Origin of the sequence: Bradyrhizobium guangxiense (assembly GCF_004114915.1) — a bacterium.
Taxonomy (GTDB): Bacteria; Pseudomonadota; Alphaproteobacteria; order Rhizobiales; family Xanthobacteraceae; genus Bradyrhizobium; species Bradyrhizobium guangxiense.
The window spans coordinates 673,072-693,605 of the sequence record NZ_CP022220.1 but is presented as its reverse complement, the minus strand read 5'-3'; the positions used below and the strand labels follow the sequence as shown (position 1 = coordinate 693,605).

General features: G+C 58.2%; 15 protein-coding genes and 4 pseudogenes. 4 read left to right on the top strand and 15 right to left on the bottom strand.

Annotated features, from left to right (window positions below; genetic code table 11):
- Window positions 1-80: 80 nt before the first annotated feature.
- The 9 genes from X268_RS37790 to X268_RS37750 form a co-directional block, all read right to left on the bottom strand.
- Window positions 81-1,109, bottom strand: a complete 1,029-nt coding sequence (locus tag X268_RS37790; RefSeq protein ID WP_128929909.1) for a nodulation protein NodZ — start codon at window positions 1,107-1,109, stop codon at window positions 81-83.
- Window positions 1,110-1,290: 181 nt separating this feature from the next.
- On the bottom strand, window positions 1,291-3,324 hold the full coding sequence (locus X268_RS37785) for a carbamoyltransferase family protein (RefSeq protein ID WP_128929908.1): 2,034 nt from the start codon (window positions 3,322-3,324) through the stop codon (window positions 1,291-1,293).
- A gap of 139 nt (window positions 3,325-3,463) precedes the next feature.
- The gene (locus X268_RS37780) at window positions 3,464-4,252 is read right to left on the bottom strand and encodes an ABC transporter permease (RefSeq protein WP_128929907.1); all 789 of its coding nucleotides are present in this window, start codon (window positions 4,250-4,252) and stop codon (window positions 3,464-3,466) included.
- On the bottom strand, window positions 4,249-5,163 hold the full coding sequence (gene nodI / locus X268_RS37775; RefSeq protein WP_128929906.1) for a nodulation factor ABC transporter ATP-binding protein NodI: 915 nt from the start codon (window positions 5,161-5,163) through the stop codon (window positions 4,249-4,251). The genes X268_RS37780 and nodI overlap by 4 nt, the downstream gene beginning before the upstream one ends.
- Window positions 5,164-5,171: 8 nt before the next feature.
- Window positions 5,172-6,884, bottom strand: coding sequence for a nodulation protein NodU (nodU, locus tag X268_RS37770; protein WP_128930192.1), 1,713 nt, complete (start codon window positions 6,882-6,884; stop codon window positions 5,172-5,174).
- 30 nt (window positions 6,885-6,914) lie between these two features.
- Window positions 6,915-7,523 (bottom strand): SAM-dependent methyltransferase, encoded by a 609-nt coding sequence (locus X268_RS37765; RefSeq protein WP_128929905.1) that lies wholly within the window; start codon window positions 7,521-7,523, stop codon window positions 6,915-6,917.
- 80 nt (window positions 7,524-7,603) lie between these two features.
- On the bottom strand, window positions 7,604-8,914 hold the full coding sequence (gene nodC / locus X268_RS37760) for a chitooligosaccharide synthase NodC (protein ID WP_128929904.1): 1,311 nt from the start codon (window positions 8,912-8,914) through the stop codon (window positions 7,604-7,606).
- 7 nt (window positions 8,915-8,921) lie between these two features.
- The gene (gene nodB, locus X268_RS37755; RefSeq protein ID WP_128930191.1) at window positions 8,922-9,566 is read right to left on the bottom strand and encodes a chitooligosaccharide deacetylase NodB; all 645 of its coding nucleotides are present in this window, start codon (window positions 9,564-9,566) and stop codon (window positions 8,922-8,924) included.
- 11 nt (window positions 9,567-9,577) lie between these two features.
- Window positions 9,578-10,171: a NodA family N-acyltransferase gene (locus X268_RS37750; RefSeq protein ID WP_128929903.1), complete on the bottom strand. Its 594-nt coding sequence runs from the start codon at window positions 10,169-10,171 to the stop codon at window positions 9,578-9,580.
- Window positions 10,172-10,896: 725 nt separating this feature from the next.
- Between X268_RS37750 and X268_RS37745 the strand changes: the two genes are divergently transcribed.
- Complete coding sequence (locus X268_RS37745; protein ID WP_128929902.1) at window positions 10,897-11,838, top strand: LysR family transcriptional regulator; 942 nt, start codon at window positions 10,897-10,899, stop codon at window positions 11,836-11,838.
- 205 nt (window positions 11,839-12,043) lie between these two features.
- On the opposite strand, the gene X268_RS37740 is transcribed toward X268_RS37745, so the two are convergent.
- Complete coding sequence (locus X268_RS37740; protein ID WP_128929901.1) at window positions 12,044-12,460, bottom strand: MerR family transcriptional regulator; 417 nt, start codon at window positions 12,458-12,460, stop codon at window positions 12,044-12,046.
- A 560-nt stretch (window positions 12,461-13,020) separates the two neighbouring features.
- Between X268_RS37740 and X268_RS37730 the strand changes: the two are divergent.
- Window positions 13,021-13,559 (top strand): annotated as a pseudogene (locus X268_RS37730) (IS30 family transposase); the annotation flags it as partial.
- A 151-nt stretch (window positions 13,560-13,710) separates the two neighbouring features.
- Here X268_RS37730 and X268_RS41060 read toward each other — a convergent pair.
- The 3 genes and pseudogenes from X268_RS41060 to X268_RS41050 form a co-directional block, all read right to left on the bottom strand.
- Entirely contained in the window at window positions 13,711-13,908 is a 198-nt protein-coding gene (locus tag X268_RS41060; RefSeq protein WP_167506288.1) for a DDE-type integrase/transposase/recombinase, read from the bottom strand.
- 45 nt (window positions 13,909-13,953) lie between these two features.
- Window positions 13,954-13,998 (bottom strand): annotated as a pseudogene (locus X268_RS41055) (hypothetical protein); the annotation flags it as partial.
- Window positions 13,980-14,372 carry a transposase gene (locus X268_RS41050; protein WP_128929899.1) on the bottom strand — a complete coding sequence of 131 codons (393 nt, stop codon included), beginning with the start codon at window positions 14,370-14,372 and terminating at the stop codon, window positions 13,980-13,982. The gene X268_RS41050 and the pseudogene X268_RS41055, both read right to left, overlap by 19 nt.
- Window positions 14,373-15,027: 655 nt before the next feature.
- Here X268_RS41050 and X268_RS37715 point away from each other — a divergent pair.
- Window positions 15,028-16,080: a pyridoxal phosphate-dependent aminotransferase gene (locus X268_RS37715; protein ID WP_245478039.1), complete on the top strand. Its 1,053-nt coding sequence runs from the start codon at window positions 15,028-15,030 to the stop codon at window positions 16,078-16,080.
- 37 nt (window positions 16,081-16,117) lie between these two features.
- Window positions 16,118-17,131 carry an LLM class flavin-dependent oxidoreductase gene (locus tag X268_RS37710; protein WP_128929897.1) on the top strand — a complete coding sequence of 338 codons (1,014 nt, stop codon included), beginning with the start codon at window positions 16,118-16,120 and terminating at the stop codon, window positions 17,129-17,131.
- A gap of 1,024 nt (window positions 17,132-18,155) precedes the next feature.
- Here the strand turns inward: X268_RS37710 and istB are convergent.
- A pseudogene (istB, locus tag X268_RS37700) lies at window positions 18,156-18,963 on the bottom strand (IS21-like element helper ATPase IstB).
- Window positions 18,960-20,429, bottom strand: a pseudogene (gene istA, locus X268_RS37695) (IS21 family transposase). The pseudogenes istB and istA overlap by 4 nt, the downstream one beginning before the upstream one ends.
- Window positions 20,430-20,534: the final 105 nt, after the last annotated feature.

The window sequence follows — 20,534 nt, the reverse complement described above, 5'->3', positions numbered from 1 at the left end:
CCTGGTGACTGCTGAAGTAAGTGCTAGGCTCATTTAAGCCTTTCTTGGCGCTGGTGGGGCTTGACGTCCTGTGGCAAGCATCAAAAGGCCGGCTTCGCTGGCCGCCGCTCGTGAGGACCGGCGAGAGAGCGCGCATCTGGCGCGTGCTCGGCGGATGACCTTTCGGCTAAGATCAAGTGGCTTGGATCGTCCAAGCTAAATTCGATTACTTGGGGGACGACTAGGCTTGCGTAGCGCGAGAAAGCACTTGTCGACGGAAATCGGATAACGGTATGGCAGTAGGCCAGGAGGTACATTTCCACGAGAGCAGCGAATCCGCCCTCGACTCCAAGATCTGCAGTGTGCAGCGGGCCAGCATCGTTCGCTCGGAAGCGTTTGGGAATGCTGAAGAGCTCAGAATAGACAGCCGAAAGGTGATCAGCGACGCTGGGACTGTCAGTGCACAAAAAGAGCCTTGTCGGTCGTGTATGATGCAATGCTTTTGCCCGTTCAACTGCAGCGCATACCTGCTCCATAGCGACTCGTGGGTCGGTCCAATAAGGCCTATGACCCATAGTATCTTCACCGTTCCCGTGCCGAACGTGTATCCCGATTACATCGTGCCCCTCAAACGCTCGATGGTAAACATCGTCGATGCGACGCCTGATCTCCTGGCGTGGTGTGATGCTTTGGAATATGTTGCGCTCGGCCTCCTGATCACAGCCCCACATTAAGCAAGCGTCACAAACGATAGTATTCGCCTGGATATCCCTTGACGTTACCAACAACCTGCGCAGCTCATCACGCTCGTGGAAAATTTGGTCATCCGACCGGTAAACGCCGTCAATTGCAGGCCTGTTCCACCAATGTGGAAAAAACGGCCCAGGAAAGCAGAGTTGATTGATCTTATCGTCGCAGATAACGGGTACGCCCGAGATGTTGTCGAGCGGCTCAAAGAACACGCTGAAGGCGTTTGTAAAGGGGTCAGAGAGATAGCAAGATCCGCGCCAGTCAATGACCAAAGTGCGCCCTGTTCGCTTGGAGTATTGCCAGGCTGACGCGAGCGACCATAAGCAATCGCCGAAACCGGTGCGACGCCTGGAAATGACGAAGCGCTGTTGATGAGTCATCTTGAATCCATTGCTCCGGCAGTTGAATAAGTTGCTCACCCTGGACGGCAGGAAAGTACCGGCAGTGTTATCGTCCGCCAGGCCGTCGCGAGCCGTATGTTAGGTTGCGAGAGCTTGTCCGCTTCGCGACCAAGAGGTCGGTTATGGATTGCCGTTCGCTAGCTAGACAAAGAGATACCTATCAAGTCGCATGCGCCTGATCGCGCAGATCTCCCAGATTGTTGGCGGCGGGACGCAAGCAGATGCGGCGCTTTTCCCACAACTGCCGAAGTTCAAGGATGATTGCGTCGCGCCGCTCGCCCTTTACGTGAGCGAGAAGCTCGCCGAGGGCGGCGTCCCCTTTGATTCCATGCAGCAACTCGAATAGATCGGGCGAGATGCGCACAGCGCCGCCATCGGAGAAGGTGGTATAAGTCTCGCAGACGATCTCCCGACACTCTGCGGTGACGTGATCCGGGGTACGGCGAAGTGAAGTGTAGGCCGGTAAGGAAACGCGGAGCGCAGCCCAGTCCTCCGGCGTGGCGACGCGCTTCGTGATGAGAAGCGATCCGATCACGAGGGCGTCAAGATCTGTCGTAAGGAACGTGACCATTGCGTCGGTAACCGACTGCACGATCGGTTCGACATTGTTGTTGAAAGATGTATTGAGGAGGACAGGGACGCCCGTCCGCTTGTGGAATTGATTAATCAGCTCCCAGTACCGCGGGTTCGATCTACGTGACACCGTCTGCAGCCGTGCTGTACCATCGACGTGCGTAACCGCACCAAGCACACTTCGCTTGCAATCACGAACTTGAACGACAAAGTTCATGAACGGAAAAGCTCCCGCGGTCTTAGGAAGATCGAAAAACTCAGCGGCATGTTCCTCCAATACGGAAGGTGCAAACGGCCGGTAGCCCTCGCGTTTTTTAACGATGGCGTTTATGCGGTCCTTATTCTTTGCTGGTCTGGGGTCAGCAACAATGCTGCGGTTACCGAGGGCGCGCGGTCCAAATTCGGAGCGGCCTTGGACCCAGCCAACAACCGAACCGTTGGCTATCCATTCAGCTACCACGCTCGCCACGTTCGCGCTTCTTTGCACGTCGATATGCCCGCGCCATGCAGCAACCTCTCGCTCTACAGCATGGTCATCCCCAAGTGCCGGGCCCCAATAGACATGCTGAAGCCGCTCACGGGGTGCGGGACGTCCTTGTTCTTCGGAAACCATGAGAGCAGCGCCGAGTGCGCATCCAGCATCGTGCGCCGCGGGCTGCACGAAGATATCATCAAATAGTCCTGTATAGAGCAACTTACCGGTCATGGTGCAGTTGTGGGCGACACCACCAGCCAAGCATAGCCGCTTCATGCCGGTCACCTCACGGTAATGCCTGAGAACATGAAAAACAATACGTTCCAAGGCCTCCTGCAAGGCTGCACTAACATCTTTATGCTCTTGGGTGAACGGCATTCCCTTGCCGCGAACGTGTATGTCGTGCTCTAACGCCGGAGCGATGTCGTTCAAATGTATCTTGTAGCCACCGTTCTCCTTTAATTCGTAGAATTGCTGAAATAGTTCTCGGAAACGCGAGGAGTCCCCGTACGGAGCAAGGCCCATAACCTTGTACTCGTCGAACAAGCCATAACCGAGGCACTTGATTGCCTCTAAGTAAAACAATCCGAGGGAACCGTCCTCTGGGAAGGTATGTAGTTGAGTAAGACGACTTCCCGATCCAATGGCCACCATCCCGGAGAGGAAATCACCGCCGCCGTCGATTGCCAAGACTAGACCTTCGTCATAGCCGGACACAGCAAAAGCACTTGTTGCATGCGCATGATGGTGACTGACGAATGACAAGCGCGATGGCTCGATCTCTGTATCAAACTCCTGCGATAGCATAAGCTGTAGAAGGGTTCTGGCGTCGAGAGGGATGCCACTCTGCGTCTCCGAACCAAACAAAAGCCGAAGCATCGCGTTGCAATAGGACTCGGTTGCATAGAATGCGATGCGATCGATGTCCTTTAATTGCGCTCCCGCAGCAGCCAGGCAGTAGCGGATGGCCTGGGCGGGAAATTTGTTGGAATGCTTAATTCGGTTTAGGCGTTCTTCTTCAACCGCGGCTAACACACGCCCGTCACGCACCATGACAGCTGCGCCATCATGCAAGAATGTGTGCGAGAGTGCAGGTCGATATTCATGGACCTTATCCAATCCGCCGCTCAATCCAAGACACAGCATTCTATCCTCCAGCAAGTGTGGTAGTAATCATGATCTTTAGGGCGGCCGGGTAATGAAACGTCCGCGACGTTGAACGCGAATAGGCCGGCAAGCGCAGGCCGAGAAACAGGGTGTGCGTTCATTAAGCGGCTGGGCATCGTCAGTGTGATAAGCGTCGCCGAAATAGCTTTGCCGACAGTAAGAAGAGCAGTACTGCGTAAGCGAAAAGGACACCAACATGCGCGCCGATGCTATCGAGTGGTAGCCCGAGCATTGCAGGCCGTATTAGCGCAATCGAATGTTCCAAAGGTAACGCGGCTGCAGCCAACTGGAGAGCGGGCGGAAGGTGCGCAACGGGAAAGACTGCCCCGGATAGGAACACCATAGGGGTCGAGATGAGAGTCTGGTAGAACACAAAATAGTCGTAGCTTGGGGCAATCGCGACAACGACGAGCGCCGCGCTCGCGAACGCAAGGCCGGTGAGGGCGAGAGCGGGGAAACAATAGAACGTGGATAATAAGGTGCCATAGCCAAGCCCCGTAGCAACAAGCGCGATTCCGGTGCCCGCCAAAGTGGCCTTGCTTGCTGCCCAAACCAATTCACCGAGGAGGATATCACCCAGCGTGAGCGGAGTGCACATCATTGCGTCCCAGGTTCGTTGGCTGCGCATGCGAGCGAACGTTCCGTACAGAGTTTCGAAGCTTGCCGCGGTCATAGCGCTGGTTGCCACCATTCCGCCGACCAAGAAATCGACATATGAGTGACCGTCTACATTGCCGACAATCAGGCCGAGCCCAAAGCCGAGACCCAAGAGGTTGGTCAACGGGTCGGCCAAGTTGCCAAGCAGCGAAGCAGCGGCGGCCTTCCTCCATGCCAGATAGTTGCGGCGCCACACGCTGATCCAACTGAGTGCGTCCGATGGCAAGGCTGCTTTGGATATCGTCTTCATGCGTCTATCCTGTGTCCCGTCAACCGCAGGAAGACGTCTTCCAGGTTAGGCGGCCGCTCCAGAAGGCGCAGACCGGTGCATCCACGAAGCCGAAGCCGCACCGCCGCCTGATCCGGCGCGTAGCAAAACAGCGTCTCTCCCCTCACCTCGATGCGCGAAGCGTGAGGCTCTATTATCGCACGGAGCTCGAGTGGGTTTCCGCCGTAGACCTCGAGGACATCACAGCCAATCTGAGAGTCGATCAGAGCATTGGGCGCACCCTCGGCGATCTTACGTCCATTCTCTAGCACGCAGAGGCGATCGCAAAGTCGTTCAGCCTCTTCCATGAAGTGGGTCGTCAGCAGGATAGTCTTTCCTCGAGCGAGCAGAAGACGCAGGCGTTCCCAAATCAAGTGGCGGGCGTGGGGATCGAGGCTGGTCGTGGGTTCATCCATGATGAGCAGTTGTGGATCGTTGATCAGGGCACGGGCCAGCACGAGACGTCGCTTCATGCCGCCGGACAGATCCGCGACCCGTGACTCTGCTCTACCCTCAAGTCGCGCAAATTCGAGCAGCGAAGGCACAGCCTCCTCACTTTCGCGCGTATTCAGTCCAAAGTACCGTCCAAATATGAGGAGATTTTCGCGCACAGTGAACGCATCCTCGAGATTATCAACTTGTGGGACGACGCCGATGCCCGCGCGCGCCAAACGGGCGCGTGCCGGCACCTGCTCACCCAAAACAGTGATCCGGCCGGCATCGGGCGATATGAGGCCGAGGATCATCCGAACGATCGTGCTTTTACCCGCCCCATTTGGACCGAGTAGCCCGAAACACTCTCCCTTAGCGACGCTAAAGGTCAGACCCCGTACGACGCCTCGATCATGATAAGTCTTTTGGACGTCAGTCAGTTGAATCGCTGGATTGGACATAGGCTGTCTTAGTCAGTGACCAGAGCGGAATTGGATAATGTCAGACCAGCTTCGACGGATCGTTGCCAGAGAAAGCCGTCGCACCAAACATGGTCGACGCGACCCCAGTCACAAGCGCTAGCAACATCAGGAAAAAACCCCCGGCCAGGATGGTTGGCGCTCGTGTTGCAGAGCAGCGGAATTCCTGTAAGTTTCTCATACTCGACCAGAAGAGCAGCGATCTTTTGCGGAGACGTTCGGGAGATTGTTTGCAATCGGGCAGAACCATCCAGGTGCACGATAGCGGGAACTTTTGTCCGCCATTCGCGACGGGTTTGATGGTCGAAGAGCATGTAAGGATCTGGGCTGCCGGGATCGAAAATTTCAGCAGCCCGGTCCTCGAGGCAAATAGGAGCGACGGGACGAAATCGTTCCCGTAGCTTGATATCGTTCAGAAGGTCTTTCATCTCCTTGGAGGTTGCAGCCGCAATAATACTGCGGCCGCCGAGTGCTCTGGGTCCGAGCTCCGCGAGGCCGGTGAGGAACACTACGGGCTTGCCTGTAGCGATGAGAGCCGCAAGCTCTACGATGGTACAGGGCAAAGCCTCCCATTGGCCTGATGGGTTGCTTCCGGTCAAGGCCGGTCCGCTGTGAACTGACCACTCCAAAGGAGTCAAAGCGTTTGGCTCGGCCATGGCGGCGCAAGCCGCGCCAATTGCTGAGCCGCTATCATTTGGAAACGGGGGTACCCAAACTGAATCAAACAATCCCGTCGCGCGCAGAGCACTATTCCACTTTATATTAAGTCCACACCCTCCAGCGATGCACAGGTGCCGTAAGCCCGGAAGACCTGAGTGCCGTAGCAGAGCAAGTCCTATTTCTTGCTCCAGCAGCCGCTCCAGAAAAACGTGAAAAGATGCGAGTACATCTTCGGAAGGCGTACCGGTGAGCCGACGACCGCATGCCTCGAAAAACCAGTCAGTGGCGGCAAGTAAGGCTTCAGGATCGTTTATGCTGGCACGGTAAGCGCGAGCACGCTCGGAAGGACCGGCTAGACACGCTTCATACATCTCTTGAAAGACTGCCAGAATGCCCTCATCGAGAGCGCCTAGCCCGATATACGCCATAAGCTTACCTGCGACACCAAGATCCCAGCCTGCCCTGCTGGCTTGACGATAGGGCCCGAAGTGCTGCCCAGCGATAGCATAGGCATGGCCGATGAAAGGGAAAAGAGTGTCGAGGAAGCGGGCTCCGGTCGGATCTACATGATACAGGCGCGGAAAGATGCAGCCGTCCCACACTAAGCACAATGCAGGGGCTCGGGCTTTGGCGAAAGCACTGGTACAGTAAGCGCCGGCCACGTGGCCGGCTACGTGAGCATAGCTATGATAACGTAAAGGCACCCGATCGAGGACGAGGCCCGACCCGGCATAGGGCGTGAGGAGCGTGTTTTCGTGGGACTCGATATATGGCGCTCCCTTAATGGTGAGCGGCACCCCTTCACTTAGGACATCAAATTGCGAGTGCGTCAGCCCGTCCCAGCCGTCGATGACAAATCGGTCAACATCCGTGGGCCTTAAGCCGTGTTCGGCCAGCGCGAGAGTGACTGCGCAGAGGTCGGTGATGGCTTGATAGCGTGGATTATTGGCTCTCTTTTCTTGCTCTATGCAGAAGAGCAAGCGCCCATCTTCCACAACGGCAACCGCTCCGTCATGTGTCAGCTTGATTCCACAGATTCGCATAGTCACTCCGTGTTCGCCGCAGCGAATGCACTAGTCTGGCAAGTTCGACTTAGTGCGAAAAGACGCAATCAAACAATCTTCGTCGATGCTCGCGCCACGGCATTGTACGCGCTCAGTCTCGACCAGATGTTCATTCAAAACATCAAGCATTGTTTCGGCACCCGCAGGATGCCCCCAACGCTGACAAGAGGCGTCACGCGCTGATCCGAAAACGAGCCGTCCGCTGGGCGCCAGCATTCGCGTGAGCTTCTCGATGGCGTCACCCATCTGGCCGGTATCTTCAAGATAATAAAGCACTTCCGCCACCACGATCAGGTCGAATGGATTAGTTGCGTTGAGGTCCCGCACGTCAGAGATGTGCCAGGCGATATGAGGCCATTGAGCTTGCTCCCTTGCTCGAGTGATCGCACGCGGCAGAACGTCGATTGCTACGAGTTGCTGGCAGTGGGGCGCCAGCTTTGCCGTGAAGACGCCCGCTGCGCAACCCACCTCAAGCGCGTTACCGACCGCGCCTTCCGCGAGGCACAGACGGAGCAAGTGCGCGTGGCGCTCTTGCTCGAATGGGTTCGCGTTGAGCCGCCACGGGTCGTCCGCCTCCATCTCCCGCTCGAGCAAGCGCAGTACCTTATCGAATGTCATTCACCCTTCCTTACTTTAGTGCGCTTGTTTTCGCCGCGTTTGAGCGCGGTCCTAGATCACAGGCCGAGCGTTGGAGCGCCTTAACGGGTGGTCCCCTCCCCGGTGACCGCCAGCGCTGCCGGCTGTCGCCGAGCGGCATCATGGTGACAGGCGTCACGTTCGTGGATCGTTTCCGGAGCCCCGCAGAGTGATGCCGGAGGCGTCGTACGGGAGAGCCAGTTACTGTTATCCAATGTACACAATGCATAGGCTTTCAAGGGAAGCACTAGGAACAGATTGATTGGCGTGTGCAACGCGAAGCCAAGAAATCGCACCTCACGAGCACGAATCGCCGCTGTGGTGCACCGCATCAGCGTTAGCGATGAAATAGCAACGATCGTCAACCATGGTATGGTGTGCGTGGTCGCAAGCTGAGCGAGCCCGGTCATTATGGACAGAGCCAAAAGAAGAGGGCCAAGGTTCTGTCCGATAACATCTAATGTGAGATAGCCATTAAGATGAGGCAGCAGCCGCAGTGCTAGCAGCGTGTCGCGGAACGTACTGCGTGCCCAGCGTAGTTGTTGACGCAAATAAGGTCCGAGCCTGTCGGGAACGACGGTTGCGGCTATCGCATCTGGAACGTATTCAGTTCGAAACCCTGCCTGCAGCATAAGTATTGTGAGGTGACGATCCTCGCCGAAATCACTGGGCTTCCCGCGGAAATATTGCGTTTCATACTTGTCGAGCAGCGATGTAAGAGCCGAACGGCGATACATGGCGCAGGGTCCGCAGCAGCACATAACAGCACCGAAGCTGGCTTGTGCAGCGCGTTCTTCGTTACAAGCAAGCCAGTACTCCATGTCGATGAGCCGCGTGAGCCAAGTGCGATCCCGATTGGTCGCGACCAGATGGCCCATAGCGGCACCAACTTCCGGCTCGTGCATGCTAGCTGCTAGTTTTGTGACGACATCGACTGCGAGCGTCGTATCAGAGTCGACGTTGAGAACCAGGTCTCCAGATGACTGCCGGATGGCACAAATCTGCGCCTTCCTCTTGCCTACGTTCTTTCGCAGAATGATAAAGCGAAATCGTGTATCTTGCGCGTAAGCGTCGTGGACAGCTTTGACAGCAGCGAGGTTTTGAGAGCCATCGTCAACGACATAGACGCGCAGTCGTCCAGTAAAATCCTGGGCGGCAATCGAGCCTAAGCACGCCGACAGGGTGTCTGGCGTTTCATTGTAGCAAGGAACGATAACGTCGACACTGGGCATCGTTTCGTGATCGACGTCCGTGAGTGGCGGCGATGAGGCCCGGCTCTTTATTGCATAGATCATTTGAGCGCTCTTATAAAACGCTGAAAGGATTGTGTATGATCCAATCGCGGCAGTGCTGGCGGTCACAAGCAGGCTCATTCTGGTCTCAGTGAAAGTGAGGAATGGGACGAATTGCAAAGCCGCGACTGTGCAATGCGGGAATTAGCTGGCTGACGGCGCATACTGTCTGATCGCGCAGCCTTTGATCATGACCCCAATTGCGTTCATCGGGAGGGCAGCCATCGTGCAAAAGAACAATGGCTCCAGGTTGGATGGAGCTCAGTACCGCGCTGACGATCGCATCCGCACCAGGCCGAGACCAGTCGCGAGGGTCTACAGACCAGTGAAGTGCGCCGAGCCCAGCGCTCGCGGCGCAGGAGAGCACATGTTCGGTCCAGAGCCCATATGGCGCACGCACATGTCGGAGCCGAGCCTCCGGGCAAGCCGACTTAATGGCACAGTTCGCGTGTGCAATCTCCGACGCGACTTTCGTTGGCTCGCATTTCGAGAGATCGGGATGGTTCATGGTGTGGTTTGCGAGTTCGTGTCCGTCGGAAACTATCCTGCGCGTAATGTGCGGATGTTCTGCTGCATATCTGCCGATGACGCAGAACGTCGCCGGCACGTTATGTTGGGAGAGGATGTCTAAGATGTGCGGGGTATAAAAAGAGTGCGGCCCGTCGTCGAACGTCAAGTGGACGCTTGGTGAGTCAGCATACTGCCTGCCATCGCCAACGCTTGTTAAGTGCATAGAGAGGCCTGTCACAGTTCGGGCCCGTTTCGCTCAATTGTCGTTCCGGGCGGCCATTCGCTCAACGGCTTTCCGACAGGCAAAACGACGAGAAGAGCGTCGTCTGTTCGCGTGGGCGGCAAAGCAGGATAGACCTCCGCCAGCGTAGAACGGACGCGTATACCCGGAATGATCGAGGCCAGCCCTGGGCGATCGAGCAACCTCGTGATGTGCGTTTTGAGCGCATGACGGACTGTGCCAAATCCGAAAGGAACGCCCATCAGGTGTAGTGTAGGATACATTGCGCGTACAGAGTGTGGCACTCCCAGACCCTCTAGGTCGGGGCGTACCGCGTACAATCCGAGTTCGGCCACCAACACGTCGGCATCGCCGACCTTGATGAACCGTCGCAGCGCGCCAAGATGAGCCGCAACGCCCCTGCTGTCGTAGCCGACACATCGGAGCTCGGGCCTCGCACCCGCCCAGCTCCGATAGCCCTCAAAGGGACGTGCATTGAACGTTCCGGTCGGTCCGTAAGCCGCTCGTAAGAATGCCGAGAGCTGGATATGATCCGATAGCTCCAACTCATTCTCCCAGCACGTCCGCCACTGTATTGGGGGGCGCATCGACCCATCTCCTACGTTTGGCTTCATTGCCGTGTATGCATGAGGTGAGGCGCTACAGCAGGGTGCGCACGGAATCGAGCGCACGGGGCTGCTGCAGGCGCTCTCCTGCGGTTCGGCGAAGAACGACTTGGGAATGCGGCGCAATGCGTAGCAGGCCGCGGGAGCCCTACAGGAATCCTGCTAGAAAGAAGGTGGGTGCGGTCAGGTTGTACAATATACGATGGTATATCGGCGTCCTTTCGCGGACATATCGGCGTCCTGCGAGTTGCGAGACAAAGCACCTCTGATGTATTACTCGCCTTAAAGATGTTTGATGGGGTGATCGAGGTGGTTTGAATGTGTGAACTGGTACGGGCTACTAATGTAAGACATGGCGCGCTCGAACTGGGATAGCGCCTGTTGCTGTTTGCAAGGGGCACGCATGGTGGTGTCGATTGGATGGGGCGCGCTGTCCGATTGATCGTTGTAAAGAGCCCATTGCCGCTTGATAACTGGGTCGCGAGACCAAGGGGTCTGCAGGGCTGAGACCATATGTGAGCTTCAAGAAATGCCTGGGGCGGTGTCGCTATGATTCGCGGTTCACTATGTTCAATGCGCAGCGCCACGATCGTGGTCTCCAAAATCTAACGTGTTGCGTCGGACACGTCACTTTTATTCCATCGTGGCGCGCGCGGGTAAAATCGATTGTTTAGATGAGTTACATCTACACTGCGGATGAATGAACAATGCGGTTTCGTGGCCTAGATCTAAATCTGCTCGTCGCTCTTGATGCCCTGATAGCAGAGCGTAACTTGACGGCAGCAGCACGCAGCATCAACTTGAGCCAGCCCGCAATGAGTGCGGCGGTCGCCCGCCTGCGTGCGTATTTCAAGGACGAGTTGTTCACGATGAGCGGCCGTGAACTTGTCCTGACCCCACGCGCAGAGGCTCTCGCCTCACCTACTCGCGAAGCGTTACTGCACATTCAGCTTTCCATCACGTCTCGCGAGCCCTTTAGGCCGGACGAATCAAATCGCCGTTTTCGCCTTTGCATGTCCGATTTCGCGGCTATCGTGCTTATTCGCAAGGTGATTGAGCGCGTCGCGCGAGAGGCGCCCGGCATCAAATTCGAGCTGATGCCACTGGCCGATCCATTCGACCACCCCCTTCAGCGGGGTGCGGTCGACTTTATCATTCTTCCCGACGTGTACACGACGGATGAGCATCCGAAGGCCACGCTATTTGATGAGACGCTGGTTTGCGTGGGCTGCCGTTCCAACAAGCGATTGGCGCGACCGCTGACGTTCTCAAGCTACATGTCCATGGGGCACGTTGCTGTCCGGTTCGGCCGTTCTCGCGTCCCGTCAATCGACGAATGGTTCATGCAGGAGCATCGAGTTAAGCGGCGCGTGGAGGTCGTGGTTCAGGGCTTCAGCATGATGCCCCACATGCTCGTCGGGACGAACCGGGTAGCGACCATGCCGGCAACGTTGGTGCGGCATTTCGCAAAATCGCTACCCTTGCGCGTTGCAAAGCTTCCCCTGCCGTTGCCTGGCTTTACGGAGACGCTGCAATGGCCTGCACTGCACAACAATGAGCCTGCAAGCAAGTGGATGCGCCAGGTCTTGCTTGAGGAAGCCGCTCGCCTCGGTTCGTCACAGGAGGAACCAAGCCTGGCTCCTGAGTAGCGCGTCCCCCAATTGGGGCCGTTCAGACGCGGCGGAGCATGTCGCGCTAAGCCTTCAATTACTGGCCTCCACGTGACACGGGTTGGCCGCAGCAAATGACCCGCATGCCCTTGTTGGTCGTCGGAAACGGTGTCGCGCAGCGGCGTCCAGACAGGCGACGGCCCCACTCTGATTGCCGCCGAGCGCGCCGTTCGAGCAGAGGTACTCACATGTCGACTTTACCCGGAGGTCGGTTCAGATGGTTGGGTAGCTCGTCTAGCCGGACATCTGCGTCGACATTCTGAGCGAGGCGGCGCAGCAGATCGCGGACGGCGGTTGCGCGCATCACTTCGCGCTCTGCACGTTCCAGCTGCTCGCTCAACAAACGCGAAAGAGACGAGCGTCCTTCAAGAGCGCTCCGGATTTCCTGAAGCGAAAGGCCGAGCCGGCGAAGTGCGACTATGTGGTAAACGCGTGTCAAACTGTCGGCGTCGTACATGCGATGGCCGCCGCACGTACGCTGAGAAGCAGTGAGCAGTCCTGTCTGCTCATAGTGACGCAATGCCCGCACCGTGACGCCGGTGGCATCTGCAAGTTCACCAATGCGCCGCCACCGACGCTTATAGAATGAAGGCCTGTTCATAGCCGGACCTGTACAACCTGACGCCAGGGGAGGTTCAAGCGCTTTCGGACCGCTTGCCTGGCAGGGCGGCGGCGTGTCGTAGATCGAACGAAGCTTGCGATACGCGGGTGTTGCGGCAGGCCATGTAGCGCAATATTGCGCTAATAGCGCATCCGGCCTGAACTACGTTGAGGGCGCTACAAGCTGCATCAGCCTGACAAATGAACGCAGATCGTCCGCGGCGGACGTGCGTTCAAGAATGAGCGTCGCGAGTGCTGTGCGATTCGCAGGAGTTCGCATGCAATCGGGGAGCGCAACGACGGCCTCATCAAGAAGACGTCCGAGCATTAAGAGGTCTTCGGGAGTATAGATGCGGCCTGGCATATGCAACGTGGTCCCTTAGCTTGTATTCAAATCCGTCACGTCGGCGCGGCTCCTTACAAAGGGGTTTGGCTGCTATGAGGCAGAACGGAGACGGACCTGGGGCGCGTAGGACCGGAGACTTGAAAAAACGCAGGCTCCTCGGCCCGGGCACGGAGAAGCTCTCAGGTGCCCCCGCCTAGAGGAGCGAGTTTAAGCGACAACGCCCCGCCGAAGCGGCCGATCGCGCGGTGCCGGTCACTGGGAGGGAGACCTCATCCTTGGTCTTGGCAGCTCGGTGATCGGCACGCTGGTTGAGCGTACGACGCGCTTCACGATGCTGCTGCATCTTCCCCGGGTTGCGGGGCATGGCGAAGCTCCGCGCATGAAGAATGGGCCTGCTCTCGCAGGGCACGGAGCTGAAGCGGTGCGCGGCGCGATTACGCGCACCATCATCAGCTTGCCCGAAGAGCTGCGTCGTTCGCTGACCTGGGATCAGGGAGCTGAAATGGCTCAGCACGATCGTCTTAAGATCGACGCGGGTGTCCAAATCTACTTCTGCGATCCGCAAAGCCCATGGCAGCGTGGCACCAACGAGAACACAAATGGGCTGCTGCGTCAGTACTTCCCGAAAGGCACCGACCTGAGCGGCCACAGCGCCGACGAGATCGCCGCTGTGGCCGCGGCCCTCAATGCTCGACCGAGAAAAACCCTGGGTTAGAAAACGCCGGCAGAGGCCCTTGACGAGTTGCTATCGTGAGTGAACACAATCTGTGTTGCGACGACCGCTTGAATCCGCCTTGAACGCCGCGATCGGAATGGTGGATCAGGCCGGCACTTGGCCGCCGCGCCGCGATCGCCATCCGCAACGCCGCCAAGGCCAGCTCGGCGCGCAAATGATCCGCCATCGCCTAGCCGACAATCCTGCGGCTGTACAGATCCATGACGGCAGCCAGATAGAGCCAGCCCTGATCGGTCTCGATGTAGGTGATATCGGCCAGCCAGATCCGGTTCGGCGCAGTGGCGATGAAGTTGCGGTCGAGCAGATTGGGGGCGATCGGCAGGTCGTGGCGGCTGTCGGTGGTCCGCACCCGACGTGGCCGCGCCATGATGGCCCTGCTGCCGTGACGCCGCATCAACCGCTCGATGCGACCACGGCTCGCCCCGCGGCCCTGATCCTTCAACTCGGCATGGATACGCGGGCTGCCATAACGCCCGCGGGTGTCGCGGTGGACCCGCCTGATGTCGTCGACGAGGTCACGATTGGCAGCAGATCGTCGGCTCCCCGGGCGCGAGCGCCAGGCATAATGCGCAGCCGCTCGTTCTCTCGCTGCAAACGCGCGATCTCTGCCGCGTGGTCCGCCGACGGCAGCGTCGCCCGCGTCGTGGGGCGCCGCGCCGCCGCCGTCGGCTGCAGCCGAACCCCTCGCTGCTCCACCCACCGCCGCAGCACGGACTCTCGCAAGCCAAGCTCCTTGGCAACAGATCCGATCGAGCGCCAACTCGATGTTACGAGATCAACCGCTTGCCGCTTGTAGTCGTCCGTAAGCGACCGACGCTGACGTCCTTCCATCCGACACCTCCTGGCTCTTCGAGCCTACTACAGGTGTCCATCAATTCGGAGGAGGTTCACGGGTGCAACAAGGGAGATCGGTAATATCCGGAGCCAATGTGCGGTGTGGCACCGGGCTGTTTCTGATCGGTGCGGCATTCAGCGGCAGAGGCTCAACAGGTCATTTGAACAGGCCGGGGGGCAGGCGGTTTGCTTTTGGCGGCCCTGTGGCGAAAGGAGTGATCTGTGAACGGCGGCATTATTGGTTCGGATTGTGTGTGCTTCCAGCTGATTAATGTCGGTCTGCAGGAGCGGCCTTGGGATAAACCACTTGAATCGACCGCAGGGTCAGGTTGTACACGGAAAAGGTGGAAGCGCACAGGCGTGCCGAGTGAGCTCGATTGGTAAGCAATGGCTATGGCGATCGCGCTAGATGCTGTCGGTTAGGGCTGCATTTTGACGCCTTGCTGTGTGACAGCCTCGAGTGTCTTCAACCGAACCCATAGAGCCCAATGTGGGGCACTGTGACCGGCTTTGAACAAACCAAGAGGTGAGGTGCGGCTGGTCCGCAACAGAGATAGGGAAAGCAGCGCGACCTGCGGCAGCAGGCGGATGTCGGGCTGCATAGAGGAGGATCTGGATGTCAGGTGACGAGGAATACCTTCATCGACATGCTATGGCAGACAGGAGTCTCGCGGAAGGCAGATCCGCCGGGATCGCTGCGTACTCGCTGCCATGCGTGAACCTCAACAGGAACGAAAACCCGTTCCCGATGCCTGACGTAGTCATGCGGGCTGCGTTTGCCGCGATTGGAACCCACAATAGGTATCCGGAGGAGGACAGCGGCGGCTTACGATCAGCGGCCGCGCGAGCCTATGGGGTCTCTGTCGAGCAGGTGATCGCAGGAAATGGCTCATCGGAGATTCTCGCACTTATTTACCGGGGGTTTCTTGCCGCTGGCGATACTGTCGGAATGTTGTCGCCCGGCTTTTCGTTCAATCATAAATTGGCGGCGGTGAACGGAGCGCGCTTGCTTGAAGTTGATTGGGCCGATCACAATGCTCTGCCGGCGAGCCAAAGTGTTCGGCAGGCGGCAGGAGACGCAAAGTTCATCGTGCTCGCCAACCCAAATAACCCAACAGGGACATTCGTTCAGATCGCGGAAATTGAGCGACTGGTCGCTGAAACGGATCAGCTTATCGTGCTCGATGAGGCGTATGTCGACTTTGCTCCAGACAATGCACTGGGTCTGATCGACCGATATCAGAATCTTCTGCTGCTAAGGACGTTTTCGAAGAGTTACGCTGCAGCGGGCCTTCGCATCGGCTTTGGCCTCGGTAACCCGCGGGTGATTGCAAGACTGCGTAGCATACAGAACCCTTTCAACATGAGCGTGATTAGCCAGTCCGTTGGCGTCAGCATCCTCGAGCATCGTAATGCCTACGATCAGTGCATTGAATGCATTGTTCAGGAAAGGGAGAGAACTATGGTGGCGCTGTCGGCGCTTGGATTCTATGTCCTGCCATCACATGCAAACTTTGTATTGGCTCCCGTACCGCTTGGGTACGACGGTAGATGGTGGCAGCAAGCCTTAGAGAGGAAGAATGTGAACGTTGCGGTGTTTCCCGAGGGGGACCTTGGGGGCTTCATAAGAATCTCAATAGGTGCGGCGGAGCAGATGGACACCTGTTTATCTGTGGTCAGTGGCATTGCTGGGGGGCTGATCTGATTAATGAGAACGATTTCGTCAAATCGGGAGGACTAACGTGACAAATGTATCACGTCGAATACGGCTTGGAATCTTTTACCACTTGGACGAAGACGGTCTCGACTTATCGCAGCAGTATAACGATCGACTGGTGTTGGCCGAAGCGTGTGACCGGTTGGGATACCACGCGTACCATCTTGCCGAGCACCATTGCACACCGCACGGGCGATCGCCCTCGCCTAACGTATTTCTGTCGAGCGTTGCGCAGCGTACGAAGCAGCTCCGCATCGGGCCGATGGTCATGCTGCTAAGCCTTCAGCACCCCCTTCGGGCCTATGAAGAGGCATGCATGCTGGATCATTTGAGCGGCGGTCGTCTTGAGCTCGGTATCGGGTGGGGCTCTCTACCGATTGAATTGGGGTACTTCGGGGTTAGCGCAGAGAGCGCTCGCGAGCTGTATTCCGAAGGAATGGAGATCTTGACCAGAGCGATGCGAGGCGGGACCTTGTCCTACGAAGGTCAGCATTATCGCCTCCACGAAGTGCCGTTAGCAATTACGCCTTATCAGCGTCCCCATCCACCGACCTGGATTCCCGTGAGCCAGCCCGGCTCTGCGCGAGCGGCCGCTGAGATCGGTGCCAATATCGCGAGCATTGGCCCGGCCTCTATGGTTCGGAAATCGACTGACGCGTACCGCGCGTGCAATTGGCGCGGAGGGGCTCCGCTTGTCGGTTTGCTTCGCATGATTGTAGCAGACACTTCGGAAGCTCATGCGTATTCGCTAGCTGCAGCGGCTTACGACAGATGGCTCACGAGCTTTAGGGTCCTTTATGATCTCAGCGGGGTACCTGCCCCTCCGAACCTTCCGCCAACCTTCGAAGCAGCAATTGAAAGTGAATTGTGCGTTGTCGGAACCGCCGCTTCTGTGCGAAGTGTCCTTATTGATCACCTGGAGCAAGCGGGAGCTAACTATCTTCTCTGCCAAGTGGCCTTTGGCGATCTCCCGCTTGTTGCGGCCTTGAACACGGCGACTATTCTCCGGTCCGAACTTATGGCGGGAGGCGGCCCATGAACCTCTTAGGATAAGAGTGATAAACCTTTCGGTGGGCTGAAGCCCATGATCCTCTCTGGACAGGCGCTGCGGCGCCAGGTCGAGCGCCTGTGAAGCGGATGCCCGCTCGGCTGCACCTAGTGCAGTCGAGCGGGCACATCAAGTGTTCGAAGCATGGTTGTCCCAGGCGGCGCGGGTGAGTACTCCAGGTCTGCTCATTCGGCGGGCTTTCCGGGCGCTGAACGAGCGAGTGGTGGTGCCTCGCAAGGTGGCGAGGTCCGATGACCTCGAGGTGGGCTCTGTATTTAACAGGAGAGTGACGACCGACTGAGGGCGGATCAGTCAGCCGAGCAATGCGAAATGTCAAAGAGAGACAGAAGCTGTTGTAGTAGGAGGTTAGATGGCGAGAAGTTGGTTAGGAAGATGAAGGTTTGTGAACTTGTCGAGCTTTTGTCGAGATGCGAGCAGGATGCGGTAGTCGTCATCACGGACGGTTCGTCGTCCTCGATTGCCGTGGCTGTGGTTTGCACGGTCCAAACCGGATGGGCCCACAGCCAGCAAGCGAACCCCAATTTGTCATTCCTGCCCGACGGATTGGATCATGCCATGTTACCGAGAGGTAGCAATTTGGCGCGTGGGGTGAGATTACTTGGCCCTAGATGTGAGCCGTTGTTGCTCCTTCAGTAGACATTCCGGGGACGACAGTGCCGGCGTCTGTCCCCAGTCTGGCGTCATCCGTGCTTGACTGTTGGACGGGCGGCTCGTTCCGACAAAGGCATGGAACTTGGCGACTCCCATTTGGAACTTCTGGAACTACATCAGCAGCCGTAGACTTTGACTGACCCCCAACGATTATCCAGCCCTGAGTACACTCTGGCTGTTGGATTCCCGATTGGGGTCGTAGCGACGGGAGCTGATGTAGCGCGGCAATCTGGGTAGGAAGTGCGCGGCAATCAGGATGGCGAGGCGTGTCGCGGCCTGATGATGATTGCCGCGATGATTGTCGCGCGCAAGAGTTTTGTTGAACTCTGATTGTCGCGCAGCGTCAATCAGCGACGGTTTTGGATGTCGCGTGCGATGGCGGCCGTCCGGACCGCGTTTTCGTTCGAGGGCGGTCCGTCTGCGATAGCTCTCGACGTTCATCTCGACGATGGTGGCGTGATGAACGAGGCGATCGATAGCGGCCAGGGTCATGGCGGGGTCCGGGAAGACCCTGTTCCATTCGCCGAATGGCTGATTGGCGGTGATCAGCATCGAGCGGCGCTCGTAGCGTGCACTGATGAGCTCGAACAGCACGCTGGTCTCGGCCTGATCCTTGGTGACGTAAGCGAGATCATCAAGAATCAGGAGATCGAAGCGATCGAGACGATTGATGGCCGCCTCGAGGTTAAGCTCGCGTCGCGCTAGCTGGAGCTTCTGCACGAGATCGGTGGTCGGGTGAAGAGGACGCGCCATCCGTTCTCGATGAGGGCCAGGCCGATCGCTGCCGCCAAGTGGCTCTTTCCGCCGCCGGGCGGGCCGAACAACAGCAAATTGGCGCCCTTGCCCAGCCAGCTGTCACCGGCGAGCGCCATCACCTGCGCCTTTGAGATCATCGGCACGGCTTCGAAGTCGAAGCTGTCGAAGGTCTTTCCGGTGGGCAAACGTGCTTCGACAAGGTGTCGTTCGGTCCGACGGCGGCCGCGTTCGGCAATCTCGTGCTCGGCGATGGTCGCGAGGAAGCGGCCGGCCGGCCAGCCTTCCTTGTCGGACTGTTCGGCAAATTGCGCCCACAGCACCTTGATGGCAGGCAGACGGAGCTCATTGAGCAACAGATTGAGGCGCGCGGCATCAACCGTGTTCGTTACGCTCATGCGGCACCTCCGGTCTCGGCGGTACCGATGAGGCATTCGTAGGTCGCAAGCGGCACGAGCTGCACCACGACGTTCGGCAGGTTGGCGGGATCGGGGGCGAAGTAAGCACGTAGCCGGTTGAGGTCGGGCAGTTGGCCGGCCTCGAGGTCGGCGGTGAGCTGATCGGCGAGTTCGGTCTCGCAGCCGCGTTCATGAGCGAGCGCGAGGAGATCGACCATGATCCGGCAGGCTTTTTTGTCCGGCAAGCGTTCGCGCAAGCGATCGAAGGTCTTCCGATAGGCATCGCGCGGGAACAGCCGATCTCGGTAGACCAGATTGAGAAGTGCCATCGGCTTGCGCCGCAGGGAATGGATCACGTGCCGATAATCGACGACCTGGTCGTACTTGCCATTGGGATGCGGCCGCCCACGCGGCAAGGTGACGAGATGGGTGCCCCGACGAACACGTCGAGACGATCGTCGTAAAGGCGCACCCGCAGCCGGTGACCGATCAGGCGCGATGGCACCGTGTAGAACACCTTGCGCAGGGTGAAGCCGCCGGACGAGGTCACGCGGACGATCACCTCTTCGTAGTCGGAGGTGCGCCGATCGGGCAGCTCCTGCAACACCACGCGCTCGCTATCGATCCGCTTGGCGTTGCGGGCATTGCGGCGGCTGACGATCTCGTCGATGAAGCCGCGATAGGTGGCAAGATCGTCGAAGTCGACAGTTCCGCGCAGCAGCAAGGCGTCCGCGATTGCTCGCTTGAGATGACCGTGGGCCCTTCGATCGAGCCATTCTCGTGGCGACGCCTCGATTGTTGCGGGAAGGCCGCATGCCGTAATGGGCACAAAGGGCCTCGTATCGCTGCGTCAGATCGTCCCGTGCATCACGATTGAGATTGCAGAATGCGGCCGACAGACTGTCGGTCCGATGCTCCCGCGGCGCCCCACCGAGCGACCAGAGGGCATTCTGCAGGCCTTCCGCCAGGGCGACGAAGCTCTCGCCGCCAAGCACGACGTGGGCGTGCTCGAACCCGCAATAGGCCAAACGGAAGTGATAGAGACGATGATCCAACGGAGCACCCGCGATCGTCACACCCAACTCGTCCATGTCTGTGAAGTCGGAGAGGCCGAGTTGGCCAGGCTCGTGGGTTTGGCGGAAGATCACCTCCTGCTCCTCGCCGTGGACCGCCCGCCATGCACGGATCCGACGTTCCAGGGTACGACGGATACCGATGCCGAGATCCGGATGACGCCGTAGCATCTCCTCGAACACCGCCACCGGGCGTAAGCCAGGTGCCGCCTTCAGGATCGGGACGATCTCGGTCTCGAACACCTCGCTCAACGGGTCCGGTCGTCGCCGGCCGCGGGGCGCCTTCCTTTGCGATGGAAATCGGGGATCTCTCTCGATCCGATAGGCGGTCGACGCACTGAATGACGCCTTGGCCGCCGCCACTGGCGGGCTATCGGTCTGACGGTACTTCATGTAGAGCCTTCTGTGGTTGCCGCCCGCAATGCAAGAAGTTTCTGACCCTTTGGCGTGTGATCGAGTGCGGTCTTCTGTCAGGCCTTCCTTTACGGCATTTTCAGA